Source organism: Mycobacterium palustre (assembly GCF_002101785.1).
In the GTDB taxonomy this organism is placed as follows: Bacteria; Actinomycetota; Actinomycetes; order Mycobacteriales; family Mycobacteriaceae; genus Mycobacterium; species Mycobacterium palustre.
The window spans coordinates 42,092-58,309 of record NZ_LQPJ01000099.1 but is presented as its reverse complement, the minus strand read 5'-3'; the positions used below and the strand labels follow the sequence as shown (position 1 = coordinate 58,309).

The following is a 16,218-nucleotide window of genomic DNA, read 5'->3' as shown; positions in this document are numbered from 1 at the left end:
CGCCTACGGTTCCCGTATGCCCGCAGTGGAACTGGACACCCTCGAGGACAACATCGCCCGCATCACGCTGAACCGTCCGGAGCGGCTCAACGCGATCGACGGGGCGCTGATCGACGGCGTGGACGACGCCCTGGACGCGCTCGGCGCGGGGGAGTTCCGCGTGGCGATCCTGACCGGGGCCGGGCGCGGCTTTTGCGCCGGCGCGGACCTGAGCGGCACCGGCGAGCCCTGGACCAAGCCCAAGCCGACCAGCCCGCCGTTCAAGGTCAACTACGACGCGCAAGTTCGGCTGGCCGACTTGTTCACCCGGATCTACGAGCTGCCCATCCCGGTGGTCGCCGCGGTCAACGGCGTCGCGGTCGGCGGCGGGCTGGCCTTCACGCTCGTCAGCGACATCCGCGTCGCGTCCGAACACGCCCGGTTCGGGTCGGCGTTCATCAAGGCCGGCTTCTCCTCGATGGACATGGGCACCAGCTACCTGCTGCCGAAGATCGTCGGCGCCGGGGTGGCGCGCGAACTCATGCTGACCGGCCGCATCATCGACGCCGCCGAGGCCTACCGGATCAAGCTGGTGCACGAGGTGGTCGCCGCCGACGAGCTGATGCCCGCGGCGCTCAAGGTGGCCCGATCGATCGCGGAGAACAACGCATATGGCGTGTGGCAGACCAAGATTGGGCTCAACGCGGCGCTGGACGCGCCGAGCCTGCGGCACGCGATCGAGTTGGAGAATCGCACCCAGATCCTCAGCGGGTTCACCAACAATCCGATCGAGGCCGCCATGGCGCACCGCGAGAAGCGGGCACCGAAGTGGGATCCGCTGTGAGTTAGAGTTTCGCGATCACGTTCTCGGCGAACATCTCCAGGTTGCGGATCTTCTTGTCGAGCGGCTCGGTGTCGTTGCCCTTGATGTAGGGGATGCGGAACCCGACGATGACGTCGGTCACGCCTTTGTCCTCGAGTCGCTTGATGCCGTCCAAGGTATAGGCATCGGCCGAGATGACGTGGATCTCGAACGGGCCCGTCTTGCCCTCTTCCTCGCGAAACTGCTTGAGCCGGGCCAGCAACCGGTCGAGTTCCTCGGGGTCGCCGCCACCGTGCATCCATCCGTCGGCACGCGCGGCGCGGCGCAGCGCCGCGTCGGCGTGGCCGCCGATCAGGATCGGGATCGGCTGGCTGGGGGCCGGCGTCATCTTCGTCTTGGGAATGTCGTAGAACTCGCCGTGAAATTCGAAGTACTCACCGGTCGTGAGGCCCCTGATTATTTCGATGCATTCGTCCATCCGCTTGCCGCGCTTGGCGAACGGGACGCCCATCAGCTCGTAGTCTTCGGGCCAGGGGCTCGTGCCCACACCCAGCCCCACCCGGTTGCCGATCAACGCGGCCAGCGAGCCGGCCTGCTTGGCCACCAGCGCCGGCGGCCGGATCGGCAGCTTGAGGACGAAGAAGTTGAACCGCAGCGTGGACGTCACCGCGCCCAATGCCGCTGTGAGGACGAACGTTTCGATAAACGCCTTGCCGTCGAGGAATTCGCGGTTGCCGTCGGGCGTATACGGATATTTGGAGTTGGACTCGAACGGGTAGGCGATGCTGTCGGCGATCGTCATGCTGTGGTAGCCGGCCGCCTCGGCCGCCTTGGCCAGCGGGACGTAGTACGTAAAGTCCGTCATTGCCTCGGCGTAGCTGAACCGCACGTCATCCGCCTTCCTTGGGGGCCGTCACCCGACACTAGAACGTGTTCTAGTTTTACCCGCGCCCGGGTCCGCGAACAAGGCGCGGCGAGGGCCCCTCAGAGCTGATTCTCGGGGCCGATGACCGCCCACACGGTCTTGCCCGACGACGTGGGCGCGCTGCCCCACGCGCGCGACAGCGCGTCGACGATCGCCAGGCCGGACACGTCGATGCCCTTCTCGGGTGACGGCAGCCGCACGGCCGGGGTCGTGCTGTCGTCGGACACCGCGATGGTCGCGCTCGCGCCGTCGGTTTCCACCCGCATCAGCGGGACGCTGCCGGTGTGTTCCAGCACGTTTTCGATGAACACGTTGACCACCACCAGCGCGACCGGAATCAGCGCCGACTGCGACCATGCGGTCAGCCACTCTCGCACCAGGCGGCGTGACTCTCGCAGGCTGGTCAGGTTCGCGGGCAGCTCGGCGTCGGCGTGCCGGAGGGTGCGACGGGTGAGCCGGTCGAGCGCCTTAATCGCCGCCTTTTCGCTCGCGTACACCGGCATGAAACGCGCGACGTCGCTGTCGTCGATGGCGTCGCGGGTGGCGCGATCGGCGCAAACCAAGGTGATCGGGACGTTGGGCTGGGTGCCCGCCTGCCAGCGCGCCCCGATGAGGGTCGACCAGGCCGTTTTCGCGGGCACTTGGAGCGCGTTGACGTTGACGATGACGGCGGACGGCTCGCCGTGGGTGGCCTGCATGATGATGTCGCGCAGCGCCGCGGAGTTGCTGTTGTTGAGCACGCCCTGGACGGTCAGCACGACGACCGATTCATCGGTCCGACTCGCAACCGCCAGCGAGCTTGGCGACTCAGCTAACGCGCTCACCGCAGTGACCCCTTTCTCCACAGGGCTTCATCCTCGCCGATCGGGAACCGCAAACCAATAGTTTGGTAACCGGGGTGTCGCGACCGGCATTCGGGCGCCGGCCCGCCAGGAAACCGTGCGGGCTCTGGACAGATGACGAGATCTGGCGTTGTGCCGCACGCGTACACGCACCGGGGTACCCCCTTCGCCTTTTTGTGGCCAACCGCCGGTGTGGGGTGTGAGATTACTTGGGTTACCCGAAGGCCACAGCGGGCAAACCAGCGTCCATGACGGTCAGCAGCTTGCGTCGAATCAGCTCGGCGCGTACGGCGGGGCGCCCACTCCGGTGACCGTATGGGTGCCCCACGGGGTTTGTTCGACGATGCGGGCCGGGACCGTCCGCGCGCCGACCGTCAGCGTGGCGGTCCTGGCCCGCTTGAACGCCTCGTCCGGAAGCGAGCAAAAAATCGTTCCCTGCCAGTGGTACTGGCCGTCAATCGGGTTCAGGTGGCCGGTCAGTCGAACGCGCACGGGGTGTTCGGCGCCGGCTAAGGCCAGCGTCGCGGCGCCGTCGTAGGTGTCGTCGTCTTCAGGCGCGGCGGACGACAGGTCGAAGGCCGACGACACCCGATGGGCTTGGGCGGGCCGCACGTTGGCCCGTTCGTTGAACACCTGCTGGCTGCTGCGCCGCACCTCGATGCGGGTGCTGCCGGTGCGTCTCATCAGGCCCACGCACGAGGCGATGTAACGGGCCTGCGCGCCGGCGTCGGGCCCCGTAACGAAGAAGTAGTTCGGGAATCCGTGGCAGGCGACCCCGAAGTACGGCTCCATGCCGTCGCGCCAGGCCCGCCGGATCGTCAGGCCGCGGGCACCGACCAGCGCCTCGTCGGGGAGGTGCGGGGGAATGGCGAACCCGGTGCCGTAGACGATGACGTCGGCGTCATGCTCGGCGCCGTCGGCGGTCCGGATGCCGGTCGGGGTGATGGCCTCGATCGGCGACGCGGCCCGCCCGGGTGCGTTGTCCGGTGCGGGCCGCAGGCGGCGAGCCAGCCAGCGTTTGGCCCGGGTGGCCGGCAGCGGCAGCTCCGCGACGAACCGGCGCGGCGGGTGCGCGAAAACGGTGACCGACGCCGCCGACTGCGTCAGCCGCGGAACCCAGTGACCGGCGGTGGCGTCGGTGCCGACGACCGCGACACGCTTACCGGCCGCCGCGAAATGCCGGTCCCACGCGGCGGCGTGAAACGACTCGCCCAGGAAGTCGTCTCGCCCGGCGATGTCCGGCAGCCACGGCACCTGCGGCGGCCTGCCGGCGGCGACAACGACACCCGCTCTGACCGTCGCGCCGTCGGCCGTCGTCAGCAGCCAGGTGTCGGTGTCGTCGTCGAACCTTGAGGTGAGGAGCTCGCGGCCGGGAGCGTCGTCGAGCGTTACGACGTCGGAGACGCCGGCGGACCGCAGCGCGTCCTGTGCGCTCCGGCCGCCGTCGCCCACGCCGATGACGACGACCGGCGTGTGGCTCACAGGAACCTGCTGCGCTTCCAGCCGCGGCGAGCGATCGGGCCCAACAGGCCGATTTCGGTCAGAAAGGCCGCCAGCGGGGCGAAGCCAGCGACCTGCATCTCGCGGCGGTGCGGGCTGGTGCGAGCGATCCGTCGGGCGCGCTTGGCGTCCAGCCCCGCCCGCGCGTAGGGGATCGGGTTGCTGAACAGGTAGTTGAAGAAATACCCGCCGAGCCCGTTGATGTTGGCCATGAACCAGCGGTTGAACCGCGGCATCTCGGCGGCGCGCTTGCGGGCGCCGTCGCGGGCGAACTGGATGTGGCGGGCCTCCTCGGTGACGTGAATCCGCATGAGCCGCTGGATGATTGGCTGCAGCTCCGGGTCGTCCATCATCTGGCGTTGCAGCGAGTCGAAGATCTCTTCCCCGATGAGGGCGGCGATCCACAGCATCGAGCCGCGCTGGAACGCGAGCGGCAGGGCGTTGATAATCCACCGGTGGAACAGCCGCGGGCGCACCGGCTTGGCGCCGATGCGCTCGATGACCTTGCCGAACATCACCATGTGGCGGGTTTCGTCGCCGAGCTCGGTCAGCTTGTAGTGCGTCGACCGGCTGGTCGGGTCCTCGTGCAGGATGGTGCGCAGCAGCGACTGGTTCAGCATGTTCTCAAACCAGATCCCGGCCGACAGCGTGTTGACCAGCTCCTGCTTGGACAGCTCGATCTGCTGCTCGCGGGTCATCTCGTCCCACATCGGCGTGTCGTAGAGCGACACCAGCCGCGGCGGCAGATAGAACTTGTCAGGATCGAGCGGGGCGTCCCAGTCGATGTCCACAACGGGCTCGTAGGACTTTTTGACCGAGCCCTTCAGCAGGCGATCCGAGAACTCCTCACGACTCGGCCCACCTGGCTTCACCGGAGCGGTCATGGCGCGACGTTCCCTTCCTCGGGTACTTCAGGCGGTACCCATGGTACTGGGTACTTGGGGGTGCCGACTAGGCCCTCCAGGTTTCGATTCGGTTGACTGGCCCCGTGGGTCGGCACATTCATGTCATCGGCATCGGGGCGGGAAACCCCGAGTACCTGACGGTGCAGGCGGTCGAGGCGCTCAACGACACCCAGGTGTTTTTCGCCATGGACAAGGGGGAGGCGACAAGCGACCTGGTGGCCCTGCGCCGAGACATCTGCGCCCGGTTCATCCGAAATCCCGGGTATCGCTTCGTCGAACTGCCCGACCCCCAGCGATCGGCCGACGGTGATTACCGCGGCGCGGTCGCGGACTGGCACGCCGAGCGGGCGCGGGTCTGGGCGCGGGCGATCTCCACCGAGCTCGGGCCCGACGGTGTGGGCGCCTTTTTGGCCTGGGGCGATCCGTCGTTGTACGACAGCACGTTGCGCATCCTCGAGGCCGTCAAAACCGAAGCGGCCGAACTCGAGTTCAGCTTCGACGTCATTCCCGGAATCACCGCGGTGCAGGCGCTGACCGCCCGGCACGCCATCCCGCTCAACGACGTCGGCGAACCGGTGCTGATCACCACCGGCAGGCAGCTGCGCGCCAACGGGCTGACGGGTTCTGCCGTCGTGATGCTCGACGCCGAGTGCTCGTTTCAGGGATGCCCGCCCGACACCCGGATCTGGTGGGGGGCCTATCTGGGCACCGCCGACGAGCTGCTGGTGGCCGGCACCGTCGGCGAGGTCGGCGGGCGCATCGCGGCGCTGCGGGCCGAAGCGCGCGCCCGGCACGGCTGGATCATGGACACCTATTTGCTACGAGCGGCAGACTGAGAGGCGTGCCCGAACTTCCCGAGATCGAAGCGTTGGTCGATCATCTGCGGCGCCACGCCGTCGGTTCGACGATCGGCCGCGTCGACGTCGGCGCGCTGTCGGTCCTGAAAACCTTCGATCCGCCCGTCACCGCCCTGCACGGCCAGGTCATGGGGGCCCAGCGCTGGGGCAAGTACCTGGGGCTGCAAGCCGGGCGGCTGTTTTTGATCGCGCACCTGTCGCGGGCGGGCTGGTTGCGCTGGTCCGACAAGCTCGCCGCGGCGCCGCTGCGGCCCGGCAAGGGCCCGATCGCGTTGCGCGTGCACCTGGGAAAGCCGGGGGAGGCGCCCGGCTTCGACCTGACCGAGGCCGGCACCCAGAAGCGGCTGGCGGTGTGGCTGGTCGACGACCCGAAGCTGGTGCCCGGCATCGCGACCCTGGGCCCCGACGCGCTGGAACTCGGTCCTCAAGACCTGGCCGGGGTGCTGGCCGGCAACACCGGCAGGATCAAGACCGTCATCACCGACCAGAAGGTGATCGCCGGGATCGGCAACGCCTACAGCGACGAAATCCTGCACGTGGCAAAGATTTCGCCGTTCGCCACGGCCGGCAAGTTGTCCGACGAACAGCTCACCGCCCTGCACGACGCGATGATTTCGGTGCTGACCGACGCGGTGGGCCGCTCGGTGGGCCAGGGCGCCGCGATGCTCAAGGGGGAGAAGCGCTCCGGGCTGCGGGTGCACGCCCGCACCGGGCTGCCCTGCCCGGTGTGCGGGGACACCGTGCGCGAAGTGTCGTTCGCGGACAAGTCTTTTCAGTACTGCCCGACGTGCCAGACGGGCGGGAAGGTGCTGGCCGACCGGCGCATGTCACGGCTGCTCAAGTAGTCGGCGGCGCCGGTCGCTATGCTGCCCGGATGACCCGTCAGAAGATCCTGATCACGGGCGCCAGCTCCGGCCTGGGCGCCGGGATGGCCCGCGCCTTCGCCGCCAGGGGCCGCGATTTGGCGCTGTGCGCCCGCCGCACCGACAGGCTCGACGAACTCAAAGACGAGCTGTCGCAACGGCATCCGGGCGTCGACATCGCGGTGGCCGCCCTGGACGTCAATGACCACGAGCAGGTCCCCAAGGTGTTCTCCGAACTCGCCGACGAGCTCGGCGGCATCGACCGCGTCGTCGTCAACGCCGGCATCGGCAAGGGCGCCACGCTCGGCTCGGGCAAGCTGTGGGCGAACAAGGCCACCCTCGAGACCAATTTGATCGCCGCGCTGGTCCAGATCGAAACCGCCCTCGAGATGTTCAACAAGAGCGGCTCGGGCCACCTGGTCCTCATCTCGTCGGTGCTCGGCAACAAGGGCGTCCCCGGCGTCAAGGCGTCCTACGCCGCAAGCAAAGCCGGGTTACGCTCGCTGGGCGAATCGCTGCGCGCCGAATACGCCAAGGGCCCGATCAGGGTTTCGGTGATCGAGCCCGGCTACATCGAGTCGGAGATGACGGCCAAGTCGGCGAGCACAATGTTCATGGTGGACAACGAAACTGGCGTCAAGGCGCTGGTCGGCGCGATCGAACGCGAGCCGGGCCGGGCCGTGGTGCCGTGGTGGCCATGGGCGCCGCTGGTGCAGCTGATGCGGGTGCTGCCGCCGCCGCTGACCAAGCCGTTCGCCTAGCTGGTGCGGCCTCTTTCGGTGCGGTAGCGGCGGATCAGCGCATCGGTGGAGCTGTCGGACTGGGGCTCGGGAGAGGCGTCGGCCGTGATGACCGGAAGCAGCGCCTTGGCCTGCGTCTTGCCCAGTTCCACGCCCCATTGGTCGAAGGAGTCGATGCCCCAGATCACTCCCTCGGTGAAGACCTGGTGCTCGTAGAGCGCGATCAGCTGGCCCAGTACCGACGGGGTGAGCCGGTCGGCCAGGATCGAGGTCGACGGCCGGTTGCCCGGCATCACCTTGTGCGGCACCACTTCCGGCGGAGTGCCCTCGGCCGCGATCTCCTCGGCCGTCTTGCCGAACGCCAGCACCTGGGTCTGGGCGAAGAAATTGCTCATCAGCAGGTCGTGCATGCTGCCGGTGCCCTCGACGGTGGCCAGGTCGTCCAGCGGCTGGCTGAACCCGATGAAGTCGGCGGGCACCAGCCTGGTGCCCTGGTGCAGCAACTGGTAGAAGGCGTGCTGGCCGTTGGTTCCCGGTTCGCCCCAGAAGATTTCGCCGGTGTCGGTGGTGACCGGCGTGCCGTCGGCGCGCGTCGACTTGCCGTTGGATTCCATGGTCAGCTGCTGCAGGTAGGCCGCAAAGCGGGCCAGGTCGTTGGAATACGGCAGCACGGCGCGCGATTGGGCGCCCATGAAGTTGGAGTACCACAGCCCGATAAGGCCCAGCAGCGCCGGCGCATTGGACTCCAGCGGGGCCGTTTTGAAGTGCTCGTCGACGAGGTGGAACCCGGACAGGAAGTCGGCGAAGCCTTCCCGCCCGATGGCGGCCATCAACGACAGCCCGATCGCCGAATCGACCGAGTACCTGCCGCCGACCCAGTCCCAGAACCCGAACATGTTGTCGGTGTTGATGCCGAAGTCGTCGACCAGGCGCTTGTTGGTGGAGACGGCCACGAAGTGCTTGGCCACCGCGGAGTCGCCGAGCGCGTCGGTCAACCAGCGGCGCGCGGCCGTCGCGTTGGTCAGCGTCTCCAGCGTCGAGAAGGTCTTCGACGCGACGATGAAAAGCGTTGTGGCGGGATCTAAGTCGGCGATCTTGGCGATCAGGTCGGCGGGATCGACGTTGGAGACGAAGCGCGCCGAAATGCCGGCGTCCGCGTAGTGGCGCAGCGCCTGATAGACCATCACCGGGCCCAAATCCGATCCGCCGATGCCGATGTTGACCACGGTGCTGATCCGCTTTCCCGTGGCCCCGGTCCACTCGCCGCTGCGCAGCCGATCGGTGAAGTCGCCCATGGCGTCGAGCACGGAATGGACGTCCTCGACCACGTTTCGGCCGTACACGATCAACTCGGCGTCCCGGGGCAGCCGCAGCGCGGTGTGCAGCACGGCGCGATCCTCGGAGGTGTTGATGTGCGCGCCGGAGAACATCTGATCACGGCGCTCCTCGAGGTTAGCCGCGCGCGCCAAGTCGACCAGCAACCGCAGCGTCTCTCGGGTGATGCGGTGTTTGCTGTAGTCGATGTAGAGGTCCCCGACCGTAACAGTGAGGTCGCGGCCGCGGTCGGGATCCTCGGCGAAGAACTGCCGCAGATGGGTCCGGCCGATTTGTTCGTGATGCCTGCGCAGCGCGTCCCACGCCGGGGTGGCGGTGATGTCGGGGATGGAATGTGCGGAGGTCGCGGAGGTCATGAGTCCGACCCTATGCGGCCCCACGCGGCGCGGCCAGGTGTGGCGGCGGCCTCAGTGGCCGAGGCGACCCCGGCCCAGCCTCAACAGCAGCATGGCCAGGTCTTTACCGTCCGGGCCGAGCTCGCTGTAGCGTTCGATGACCTTCATCTCGCGGCTGTGGACCAGCCGGGTGCCGCCGGAGGCCATCCGGACCTTGCCGATCGCCCGCGACACCTCGGCGCGGCGCTTCACCGCGGCCAGGATTTCGGCGTCCAACCTGTCGATCTCGCGCCGCAACTCGTCGATGTCGGCGGCCGGTTCGGTATCGATCGTTTCGGTGTTCATGTCTGCTGACTCCGCGTTCTCGTGATGTGGGGATTCTGGTCTCATCCGGTGTAGGGCCTCACAAAAGAGACGAGCCCCGTATCCGGAAGCGGACCACGGGGCTCTGCGATAGCAGCTAAACCACGGGCACCGCTGGCCGGTACCCGTAGAAAAATCGGCCGATCGACCCTCGGGTGAAGAGCCGCCGATTGCACTGCGCGTTGAGCACCCACCGAGTGTGCCACCAAGGGGCACACCAGCGCAAAAACGACGCGGCGTCACCAGGCGAAACCCCCCGGGCACCGCCAAACGGGTGACGTCGGTCGGCGGCGGTAAATTTGGACCGACATGACTGTGCACGCATCCACTGGAGATCCAGCCAGTGCCGACGCCGAAGTGGATCGACTGCTCGACGACCTCAACCCGCAACAGCGCCAGGCGGTCGTCCACGAGGGCTCGCCGCTGCTGATCGTGGCCGGCGCCGGCTCGGGCAAGACGGCGGTGCTGACCCGGCGCATCGCCTACCTGATCGCCGCCCGGGGCGTCGGCGTCGGCCAGATCCTGGCCATCACCTTCACCAACAAGGCCGCCGCCGAGATGCGTGAACGCGTGGTGCGGCTGGTGGGCCCGCGGGCCCGCGCCATGTGGGTCTCGACGTTTCACTCCACCTGCGTGCGCATTTTGCGCAATCAGGCGTCCCTGATCGAGGGCCTCAACTCCAACTTTTCCATCTATGACGCCGACGATTCGCGCCGCCTGCTGCAGATGATCGGCCGCGACATGGGGCTCGACATCAAGCGCTACTCGCCGCGTCTGCTGGCCAACGCCATCTCGAACCTGAAGAACGAGTTGATCGATCCCGACCAGGCCGTGGCCAACCTGTCCGATGCCTCGGACGAGTTGAGCCGCACCGTCGCGTCGGTCTACGGCGAATACCAACGGCGGCTGCGGGCGGCCAACGCGCTGGACTTCGACGACCTGATCGGCGAAACGGTGGTGGTGCTGCGAGCCTTTCCGCAGATCGCCCAGTACTACCGGCGCCGCTTCCGGCACGTGCTGGTGGACGAATACCAGGACACCAACCACGCCCAGTACGTGCTGGTGCGCGAACTGGTGGGCACGGACAACCAGGACGACGTGGCGCCGGCCGAACTGTGTGTGGTCGGCGACGCCGACCAGTCGATCTACGCGTTCCGCGGCGCCACCATCCGCAACATCGAGGACTTCGAGCGGGACTATCCCGACGCGACAACCATTCTGCTGGAACAGAATTACCGCTCGACGCAGAACATCCTGTCGGCCGCCAACTCCGTGATCGCCCGCAACACCGGCCGTCGCGACAAGCGGTTGTGGACCGACGCCGGCGCCGGGGAGTTGATCGTCGGCTACGTCGCCGACAACGAGCACGACGAGGCCAGGTTCGTCGCGGAGGAGATCGACGCGCTCGCCGAGCGGGGCGAGATCACCTACAACGACGTGGCCGTGTTCTACCGCACCAATAACTCGTCGCGGTCGTTGGAGGAGGTGTTCATCCGCGCCGGCATTCCGTACAAAGTCGTTGGGGGAGTGCGGTTCTACGAGCGCAAGGAGATCCGCGACATCGTCGCCTATCTGCGGGTGCTGGACAACCCCGGCGACACGGTCAGCATGCGGCGCATCCTCAACACGCCGCGCCGCGGCATCGGCGACCGGGCCGAGGCGTGTGTGGCGGTGTATGCCGAAAACACCGGAGCCGGCTTCGCCGACGCGCTGGTCGCCGCGGCCGAGGGCAAGGTGCCAATGCTGAACACCCGGGCCGAAAAGGCGATCGCCGGTTTTGTGGAACTGCTCGACGACCTGCGGGGCCACCTCGACGACGACCTCGGCGACCTGGTGGAGCTGGTGCTCGAACGCACCGGCTACCGCAGCGAGTTGGAATCCTCGACCGATCCGCAGGAGCTGGCCCGGCTGGACAACCTCAACGAATTGGTCAGCGTCGCACACGAATTCAGCATCGACCAGGCCAACGCGGCGGCGCTGGACGAGGCCGCGGTTCCCGAGGACGAGGACGTGCCCGACACAGGCGTGCTGGCCGCTTTTTTGGAACGGGTGTCGCTGGTCGCCGACGCCGACGAGATCCCCGAACACGGCGCCGGCGTGGTCACGCTGATGACGCTGCACACCGCGAAAGGCCTGGAATTTCCGGTGGTGTTCGTCACCGGCTGGGAGGACGGCATGTTCCCGCACATGCGGTCGCTAGACGATCCCACCGAACTGTGCGAAGAGCGGCGGCTGGCCTATGTCGGCATCACGCGGGCCCGCCAGCGGCTGTATGTGACCCGGGCGATCGTCCGGTCCTCGTGGGGGCAGCCCATGCTGAATCCGGAATCGCGGTTCCTGCGCGAGATCCCGCAGGAGCTCATCGACTGGCGGCGCAGCGCGCCCCCGCCGTCGTTCAGCGCGCCGGTTAGCGGCGCGGGCCGGTTCGGCGCGCCGCGGCCCTCGCCCACCCGCTCCGGTGCGGGCAAACGCCCGCTGCTGGTGCTGGCGCCCGGCGACCGGGTGACGCACGACAAGTACGGCCTGGGCCGGGTCGAGGAGGTCTCCGGCGTCGGCGAATCGGCGATGTCGCTGATCGACTTCGGCAGCTCGGGAAGGGTGAAGCTGATGCACAACCACGCCCCGGTCAGCAAGCTCTAAACGCCACGCCGAACGTGTTGTCAGGGCGGGAAATTCGCGAAATCATCGCCACCACAGCACGTTCGGCGCGGTTATGCCTGCATCCAGCGTTTGGTCCGCGGGTGCATCGCCAGCACCACGCTGGCGATCGGCAACAGCGGAAGCGCGTGCACGATCCACGCGACCCGGGCGCCCGCGATGAACACCCCGCCGTAGGTGAGCACCGCGACCACCGCGCCCGCCACGATGAGGTAGCGCCCGAACGCCCGGCGCTGTAGCAGCAGGATCACGCCCGACACGGTGGTGATCGCGAACACCAGCGCGAGGAAGGCCACCGCGATGCAGAACAGGCGGTCGGTGCGCCACCAGCCGGCGATGAGGTCGGTGGCCACCACCGACGTGGCCCAGCCGCTGACGATGCTGACCGCGCAGGTGGCGACGGCCGTCCGGCCGCTCGGCTCATCGGTCGGCAGAACCGAAACACCGCGCCGGGCCGGACCCTGATAGGGCGGCGGCTGGCGTGGAATCTGGGTGGTCGGCGACTCGGGCACGACGGGCATCGGGCCGGTAGGCGCCCGACGGATGATCCGCGTTCGCGATTCCGAGGGCGGCTCGGCGGGTTGCGACGGGGCGGGAGGGTCGGTCGGCGCGGTCACCTCAGCCAGCGTAGTTGCCGACGTTAAGTCCTCGCTTAGCCAACCATGGGACGGGGTCGATTCTTTCGGTGCCGCCCTGCAACACCTCGAAGTGCAGGTGGGGGCCCGTCGAATTGCCCCGGTTGCCCATGGTGGCGATCTGGTCGCCGGCCATCACCCGCTGGCCGGCGCTGACCAGCGTGGTGTTGACGTGGCCGTAGAGCGTGACGGTGCCGTCGGCGTGGCGCAGCTTGACCAGCGCGCCGTAGCCGGCGGCGGGGCCCGCCTCGATGACCACACCGTCGGACACGGCGTAGATCGGGGTCCCTATCGAGTTGGCGAGGTCGATGCCGGCGTGCAGCACACCCCAGCGGTAGCCGAAGTTGGAGGTGAAGATGCCGTGCGTCGGCATCACGTACAGCGGCTGTTGCAGCCGCGCCTCACGCTGGGCGCGATCGTTTGCGAAGGCCACGCCCTTGGCGAGCTCCTCGTTGTGGATCGCGGCGTTGGCGGCGGGCTGCACCGCGATCACCTGGGCGCCCCGGGTGGTGCTGATGCCGGACCCGCCGGTGAGCGCGGAGGCGTTGGCCGTCAGCACGGCCTCGGTCTTCGGGGTGTCGGCGTGGCTGGTCGCGGTGTGGGCCGCCGCGGCGGCGGCGCCGGCGGCCATCGCCGAGATCAGCAGCCGTCCCTTGGCCGCGCTGGTCGGTTGCTTCCGGTGCTGGCCCCCGCGGCGGACCACCGGGATGACGTCGGTGATGTCGGAGTGGTTGCGGCGATCGGCGTCGACGGCCGGCGCGTCGAACGAGAACCTCGCCGGGATTGCCACGGCGGTCGGGGCGGCCAGCACGCGCGGGCGCAGGTCGTCCACTTCGTGCAGGTCGTCGAGCTCGGGTGCGAGCAAGACCTGGACCTCGTTGTCGAAGGTCGAGTCGTTGCTGAAGTCCAGGTCCTTGAGGTCGCCGAAGTCGTCGGCAAGGTCGAGGTCGGCGAAGTCGAACCCATCAAGCGGCAAGATCTCGGTGACCTCGTTGGGGTGCGGCTCCGTCCGCCGGGCGCCGGCCGCGCGACCAACTCTCATCACGCCTGTTTCGGCAGCAGATCGAGCGAAACCGTGCTGGGACAAGCTGAAATGTCCTCGTATCGTGACCATAACGTTATCTGGACCTAAGGAAGGTATCCGCTAACCGACGGGACTGGCAACCTCGGGTCCAAACCCCGACCAATATTGTGATTCGCATCACGTTTCAGGTTCGCCGGTATGCCGTGAGCTCTGCCACATCGGTGGACGCGCCGGTAGCAGCCGTTGGGCGGGTCGATACAGTGCCACCGTGCGAGTTGCCGGCCGCGGCACCGCTACGTATAGGCCAAGCAGTACGTCGACCGAAGACAGTGAGTCCATGGACCTTTTCGAGTATCAAGCCAAAGAATTGTTCGCCAAACACAACGTACCGAGTACGCCGGGCCGGGTGACCGACACCGCCGAGGGCGCGCGGGCGATCGCCGAGGAGATCGGTCGCCCTGTGATGGTGAAGGCGCAGGTCAAAGTGGGGGGCCGCGGCAAGGCCGGCGGCGTCAAGTACGCGGCGACGCCCGCGGACGCCTACGAACACGCCAAGAACATTCTCGGGCTGGACATCAAGGGCCACATCGTCAAGAAGCTGCTGGTGGCCGAGGCCAGCGACATCGCCGAGGAGTACTACATCTCCTTCCTGCTGGACCGCGCCAACCGCACCTACCTGGCGATGTGCTCGGTCGAGGGCGGCATGGAGATCGAGGAAGTTGCAGCCACCAAGCCCGATCGGCTGGCCAAGGTCGCGGTGGACGCCGTCAAGGGCGTCGACGAGGCGACCGCCCGGTCGATCGCCGAGCAGGGCCACCTGCCGGCCGAGGTGCTCGACGCCGCGGCTGTGACCATCTCCAAGCTGTGGGAGCTTTTCGTCGCCGAGGACGCGACGCTGGTGGAGGTCAACCCGCTGGTGCGCACCCCCGACGACCGGATCCTGGCGCTGGACGGCAAGATCACGCTCGACGCCAACGCCGACTTCCGCCACCCCGACCACGCCGAATTCGAGGACCGCGACGCCACCGACCCGCTCGAGCTCAAGGCCAAGGAGAACCACCTCAACTACGTCAAGCTCGATGGCCAGGTGGGCATCATCGGCAACGGCGCGGGGCTGGTGATGTCGACGCTCGACGTCGTCGCCTACGCCGGCGAGAAGCACGGCGGCGTCAAGCCGGCCAACTTCCTCGACATCGGTGGCGGTGCCTCCGCCGAGGTGATGGCCGCCGGCCTGGACGTGGTCCTGGGCGACGAGCAGGTCAAGGCCGTGTTCGTCAACGTCTTCGGCGGCATCACCGCCTGCGACGCGGTCGCGACCGGGATCGTCAAGGCGCTGGAAATTCTCGGCGACGAGGCCAACAAGCCGCTGGTGGTGCGGCTCGACGGCAACAACGTCGAGGAGGGTCGCCGCATCCTGACCGAGGCCAACCACCCGCTGGTGACGCTGGTTCCGACGATGGACGAGGCCGCCGACAAGGCCGCCGAGCTGGCGAGCGCCTGAAGAAAGGACCAATGACTCATGGCAATATTCCTGACCTCCGAAAACAAGGTCATCGTCCAGGGCATCACCGGCAGCGAGGCCACCGTCCACACCGCGCGCATGCTCAAGGCCGGCACGCAGATCGTGGGCGGGGTCAACGCGCGTAAGGCGGGCACCACCGTCACGCACGAGGACAAGGGCGGCCGGATCGTGAAGCTGCCGGTGTTCGGCGGCGTCGCCGAGGCGATGGAAAAGACCGGCGCCGACGTGTCGATCATCTTCGTCCCGCCGAAGTTCGCCAAGGACGCCATCATCGAGGCCGTCGACGCCGAGATCCCGCTGCTCGTGGTGATCACCGAGGGAATCCCGGTGCAGGACACCGCATTCGCGTGGGCCTACAACTTGGACAAGGGCGGTAAGACGCGCATCATCGGGCCGAACTGTCCCGGCATCATCACCCCCGGCCAGGCGCTGGTGGGCATCACGCCCGCCAACATCACCGGCCCGGGACCGGTCGGGCTGGTCTCGAAGTCTGGCACGCTGACCTACCAGATGATGTACGAGCTGCGCGACTTCGGCTTCTCGACGTCGATCGGCATCGGCGGCGACCCGGTGATCGGGACCACCCACATCGACGCCATCGAGGCCTTCGAGAAGGACCCCGACACCAAGGTCATCGTGATGATCGGCGAAATCGGCGGGGACGCCGAGGAGCGCGCGGCCGACTACATCAAGGCGCACGTGTCCAAGCCGGTCGTCGGCTACGTCGCGGGGTTCACCGCGCCCGAGGGCAAGACCATGGGCCACGCCGGCGCGATCGTGTCCGGCTCGTCGGGCACCGCGGCCGCCAAGAAGGAGGCCCTGGAGGCGGCCGGCGTGAAGGTCGGCAAGACGCCCTCGGAGACGGCGGCGCTGGCGCGCAAGATCCTTACCAGCCTGTAACCCGTTCAGCTC

Annotated in this window: 15 protein-coding genes and 1 pseudogene; 8 read left to right on the top strand and 8 right to left on the bottom strand. The window is 67.8% G+C overall.

Going from position 1 to position 16,218, the window contains the following annotated elements; translation table 11 throughout:
* Window positions 1-25 precede the first annotated feature (25 nt).
* Window positions 26-823 carry an enoyl-CoA hydratase/isomerase family protein gene (locus tag AWC19_RS12570; RefSeq protein ID WP_211284909.1) on the top strand — a complete coding sequence of 266 codons (798 nt, stop codon included), beginning with the start codon at window positions 26-28 and terminating at the stop codon, window positions 821-823.
* Window position 824: 1 nt separating this feature from the next.
* Here the strand turns inward: AWC19_RS12570 and AWC19_RS12565 are convergent, their stop codons facing one another.
* From AWC19_RS12565 to AWC19_RS12550, 4 genes are all read right to left on the bottom strand, one after another.
* Window positions 825-1,691: a TIGR03619 family F420-dependent LLM class oxidoreductase gene (locus AWC19_RS12565; RefSeq protein WP_085078395.1), complete on the bottom strand. Its 867-nt coding sequence runs from the start codon at window positions 1,689-1,691 to the stop codon at window positions 825-827.
* Between the two features lie 95 nt (window positions 1,692-1,786).
* Complete coding sequence (locus tag AWC19_RS12560; RefSeq protein ID WP_085078434.1) at window positions 1,787-2,551, bottom strand: STAS domain-containing protein; 765 nt, start codon at window positions 2,549-2,551, stop codon at window positions 1,787-1,789.
* Window positions 2,552-2,842: 291 nt separating this feature from the next.
* Window positions 2,843-3,823, bottom strand: coding sequence for a DUF4873 domain-containing protein (locus AWC19_RS12555; protein WP_245848928.1), 981 nt, complete (start codon window positions 3,821-3,823; stop codon window positions 2,843-2,845).
* A 224-nt stretch (window positions 3,824-4,047) separates the two neighbouring features.
* The gene (locus AWC19_RS12550) at window positions 4,048-4,953 is read right to left on the bottom strand and encodes an AurF N-oxygenase family protein (protein ID WP_085078394.1); all 906 of its coding nucleotides are present in this window, start codon (window positions 4,951-4,953) and stop codon (window positions 4,048-4,050) included.
* 104 nt (window positions 4,954-5,057) lie between these two features.
* On the opposite strand from AWC19_RS12550, the gene cobF reads away from it, so the two are divergent.
* From cobF to AWC19_RS12535, 4 genes and pseudogenes are all read left to right on the top strand, one after another.
* Window positions 5,058-5,810, top strand: a complete 753-nt coding sequence (cobF, locus tag AWC19_RS12545; RefSeq protein WP_085078393.1) for a precorrin-6A synthase (deacetylating) — start codon at window positions 5,058-5,060, stop codon at window positions 5,808-5,810.
* A gap of 5 nt (window positions 5,811-5,815) precedes the next feature.
* Window positions 5,816-6,055, top strand: a pseudogene (locus AWC19_RS30575) (DNA-formamidopyrimidine glycosylase family protein); the annotation flags it as partial.
* A gap of 150 nt (window positions 6,056-6,205) precedes the next feature.
* A complete protein-coding gene (locus AWC19_RS30570) occupies window positions 6,206-6,676 on the top strand; it encodes a zinc finger domain-containing protein (protein WP_245848926.1) in 471 nt (156 codons plus the stop codon).
* Between the two features lie 29 nt (window positions 6,677-6,705).
* Entirely contained in the window at window positions 6,706-7,455 is a 750-nt protein-coding gene (locus AWC19_RS12535; protein WP_085078391.1) for an SDR family oxidoreductase, read from the top strand.
* Here the strand turns inward: AWC19_RS12535 and pgi are convergent.
* Together pgi and AWC19_RS12525 are read right to left on the bottom strand one after the other, a co-directional pair.
* On the bottom strand, window positions 7,452-9,125 hold the full coding sequence (gene pgi / locus AWC19_RS12530) for a glucose-6-phosphate isomerase (protein WP_085078390.1): 1,674 nt from the start codon (window positions 9,123-9,125) through the stop codon (window positions 7,452-7,454). The genes AWC19_RS12535 and pgi overlap by 4 nt on opposite strands.
* Before the next feature lie 51 nt (window positions 9,126-9,176).
* Window positions 9,177-9,494 (bottom strand): chorismate mutase, encoded by a 318-nt coding sequence (locus AWC19_RS12525; RefSeq protein WP_085078389.1) that lies wholly within the window; start codon window positions 9,492-9,494, stop codon window positions 9,177-9,179.
* Window positions 9,495-9,776: 282 nt separating this feature from the next.
* Here AWC19_RS12525 and pcrA point away from each other — a divergent pair, with 282 nt between their 5' ends.
* The gene (gene pcrA, locus AWC19_RS12520) at window positions 9,777-12,107 is read left to right on the top strand and encodes a DNA helicase PcrA (RefSeq protein ID WP_085078388.1); all 2,331 of its coding nucleotides are present in this window, start codon (window positions 9,777-9,779) and stop codon (window positions 12,105-12,107) included.
* A gap of 71 nt (window positions 12,108-12,178) precedes the next feature.
* Here the strand turns inward: pcrA and AWC19_RS12515 are convergent, their stop codons facing one another.
* Together AWC19_RS12515 and AWC19_RS12510 are read right to left on the bottom strand one after the other, a co-directional pair.
* The gene (locus AWC19_RS12515) at window positions 12,179-12,742 is read right to left on the bottom strand and encodes a hypothetical protein (protein WP_211284908.1); all 564 of its coding nucleotides are present in this window, start codon (window positions 12,740-12,742) and stop codon (window positions 12,179-12,181) included.
* 1 nt (window position 12,743) lies between these two features.
* Window positions 12,744-13,802, bottom strand: a complete 1,059-nt coding sequence (locus AWC19_RS12510; RefSeq protein WP_085078387.1) for a M23 family metallopeptidase — start codon at window positions 13,800-13,802, stop codon at window positions 12,744-12,746.
* Window positions 13,803-14,121: 319 nt separating this feature from the next.
* Between AWC19_RS12510 and sucC the strand changes: the two genes are divergently transcribed.
* Both sucC and sucD read left to right on the top strand, forming a co-directional pair.
* Complete coding sequence (sucC, locus tag AWC19_RS12505; protein ID WP_085078386.1) at window positions 14,122-15,285, top strand: ADP-forming succinate--CoA ligase subunit beta; 1,164 nt, start codon at window positions 14,122-14,124, stop codon at window positions 15,283-15,285.
* Between the two features lie 18 nt (window positions 15,286-15,303).
* Window positions 15,304-16,206: a succinate--CoA ligase subunit alpha gene (gene sucD / locus AWC19_RS12500; RefSeq protein WP_085078385.1), complete on the top strand. Its 903-nt coding sequence runs from the start codon at window positions 15,304-15,306 to the stop codon at window positions 16,204-16,206.
* Window positions 16,207-16,218: the final 12 nt, after the last annotated feature.

Excerpts from the sequence above, each read along its gene's own strand:
- AWC19_RS12550 (WP_085078394.1), bottom strand. The coding sequence starts at position 4,953 with ATGACCGCTCCGGTGAAGCCAGGTGGGCCGAGTCGTGAGGAGTTCTCG.
- AWC19_RS12535 (WP_085078391.1), top strand. The coding sequence starts at position 6,706 with ATGACCCGTCAGAAGATCCTGATCACGGGCGCCAGCTCCGGCCTGGGC.
- pgi (WP_085078390.1), bottom strand. The coding sequence starts at position 9,125 with ATGACCTCCGCGACCTCCGCACATTCCATCCCCGACATCACCGCCACC.
- AWC19_RS12525 (WP_085078389.1), bottom strand. The coding sequence starts at position 9,494 with ATGAGACCAGAATCCCCACATCACGAGAACGCGGAGTCAGCAGACATG.
- pcrA (WP_085078388.1), top strand. The coding sequence starts at position 9,777 with ATGACTGTGCACGCATCCACTGGAGATCCAGCCAGTGCCGACGCCGAA.
- AWC19_RS12510 (WP_085078387.1), bottom strand. The coding sequence starts at position 13,802 with ATGAGAGTTGGTCGCGCGGCCGGCGCCCGGCGGACGGAGCCGCACCCC.
- sucC (WP_085078386.1), top strand. The coding sequence starts at position 14,122 with ATGGACCTTTTCGAGTATCAAGCCAAAGAATTGTTCGCCAAACACAAC.
- sucD (WP_085078385.1), top strand. The coding sequence starts at position 15,304 with ATGGCAATATTCCTGACCTCCGAAAACAAGGTCATCGTCCAGGGCATC.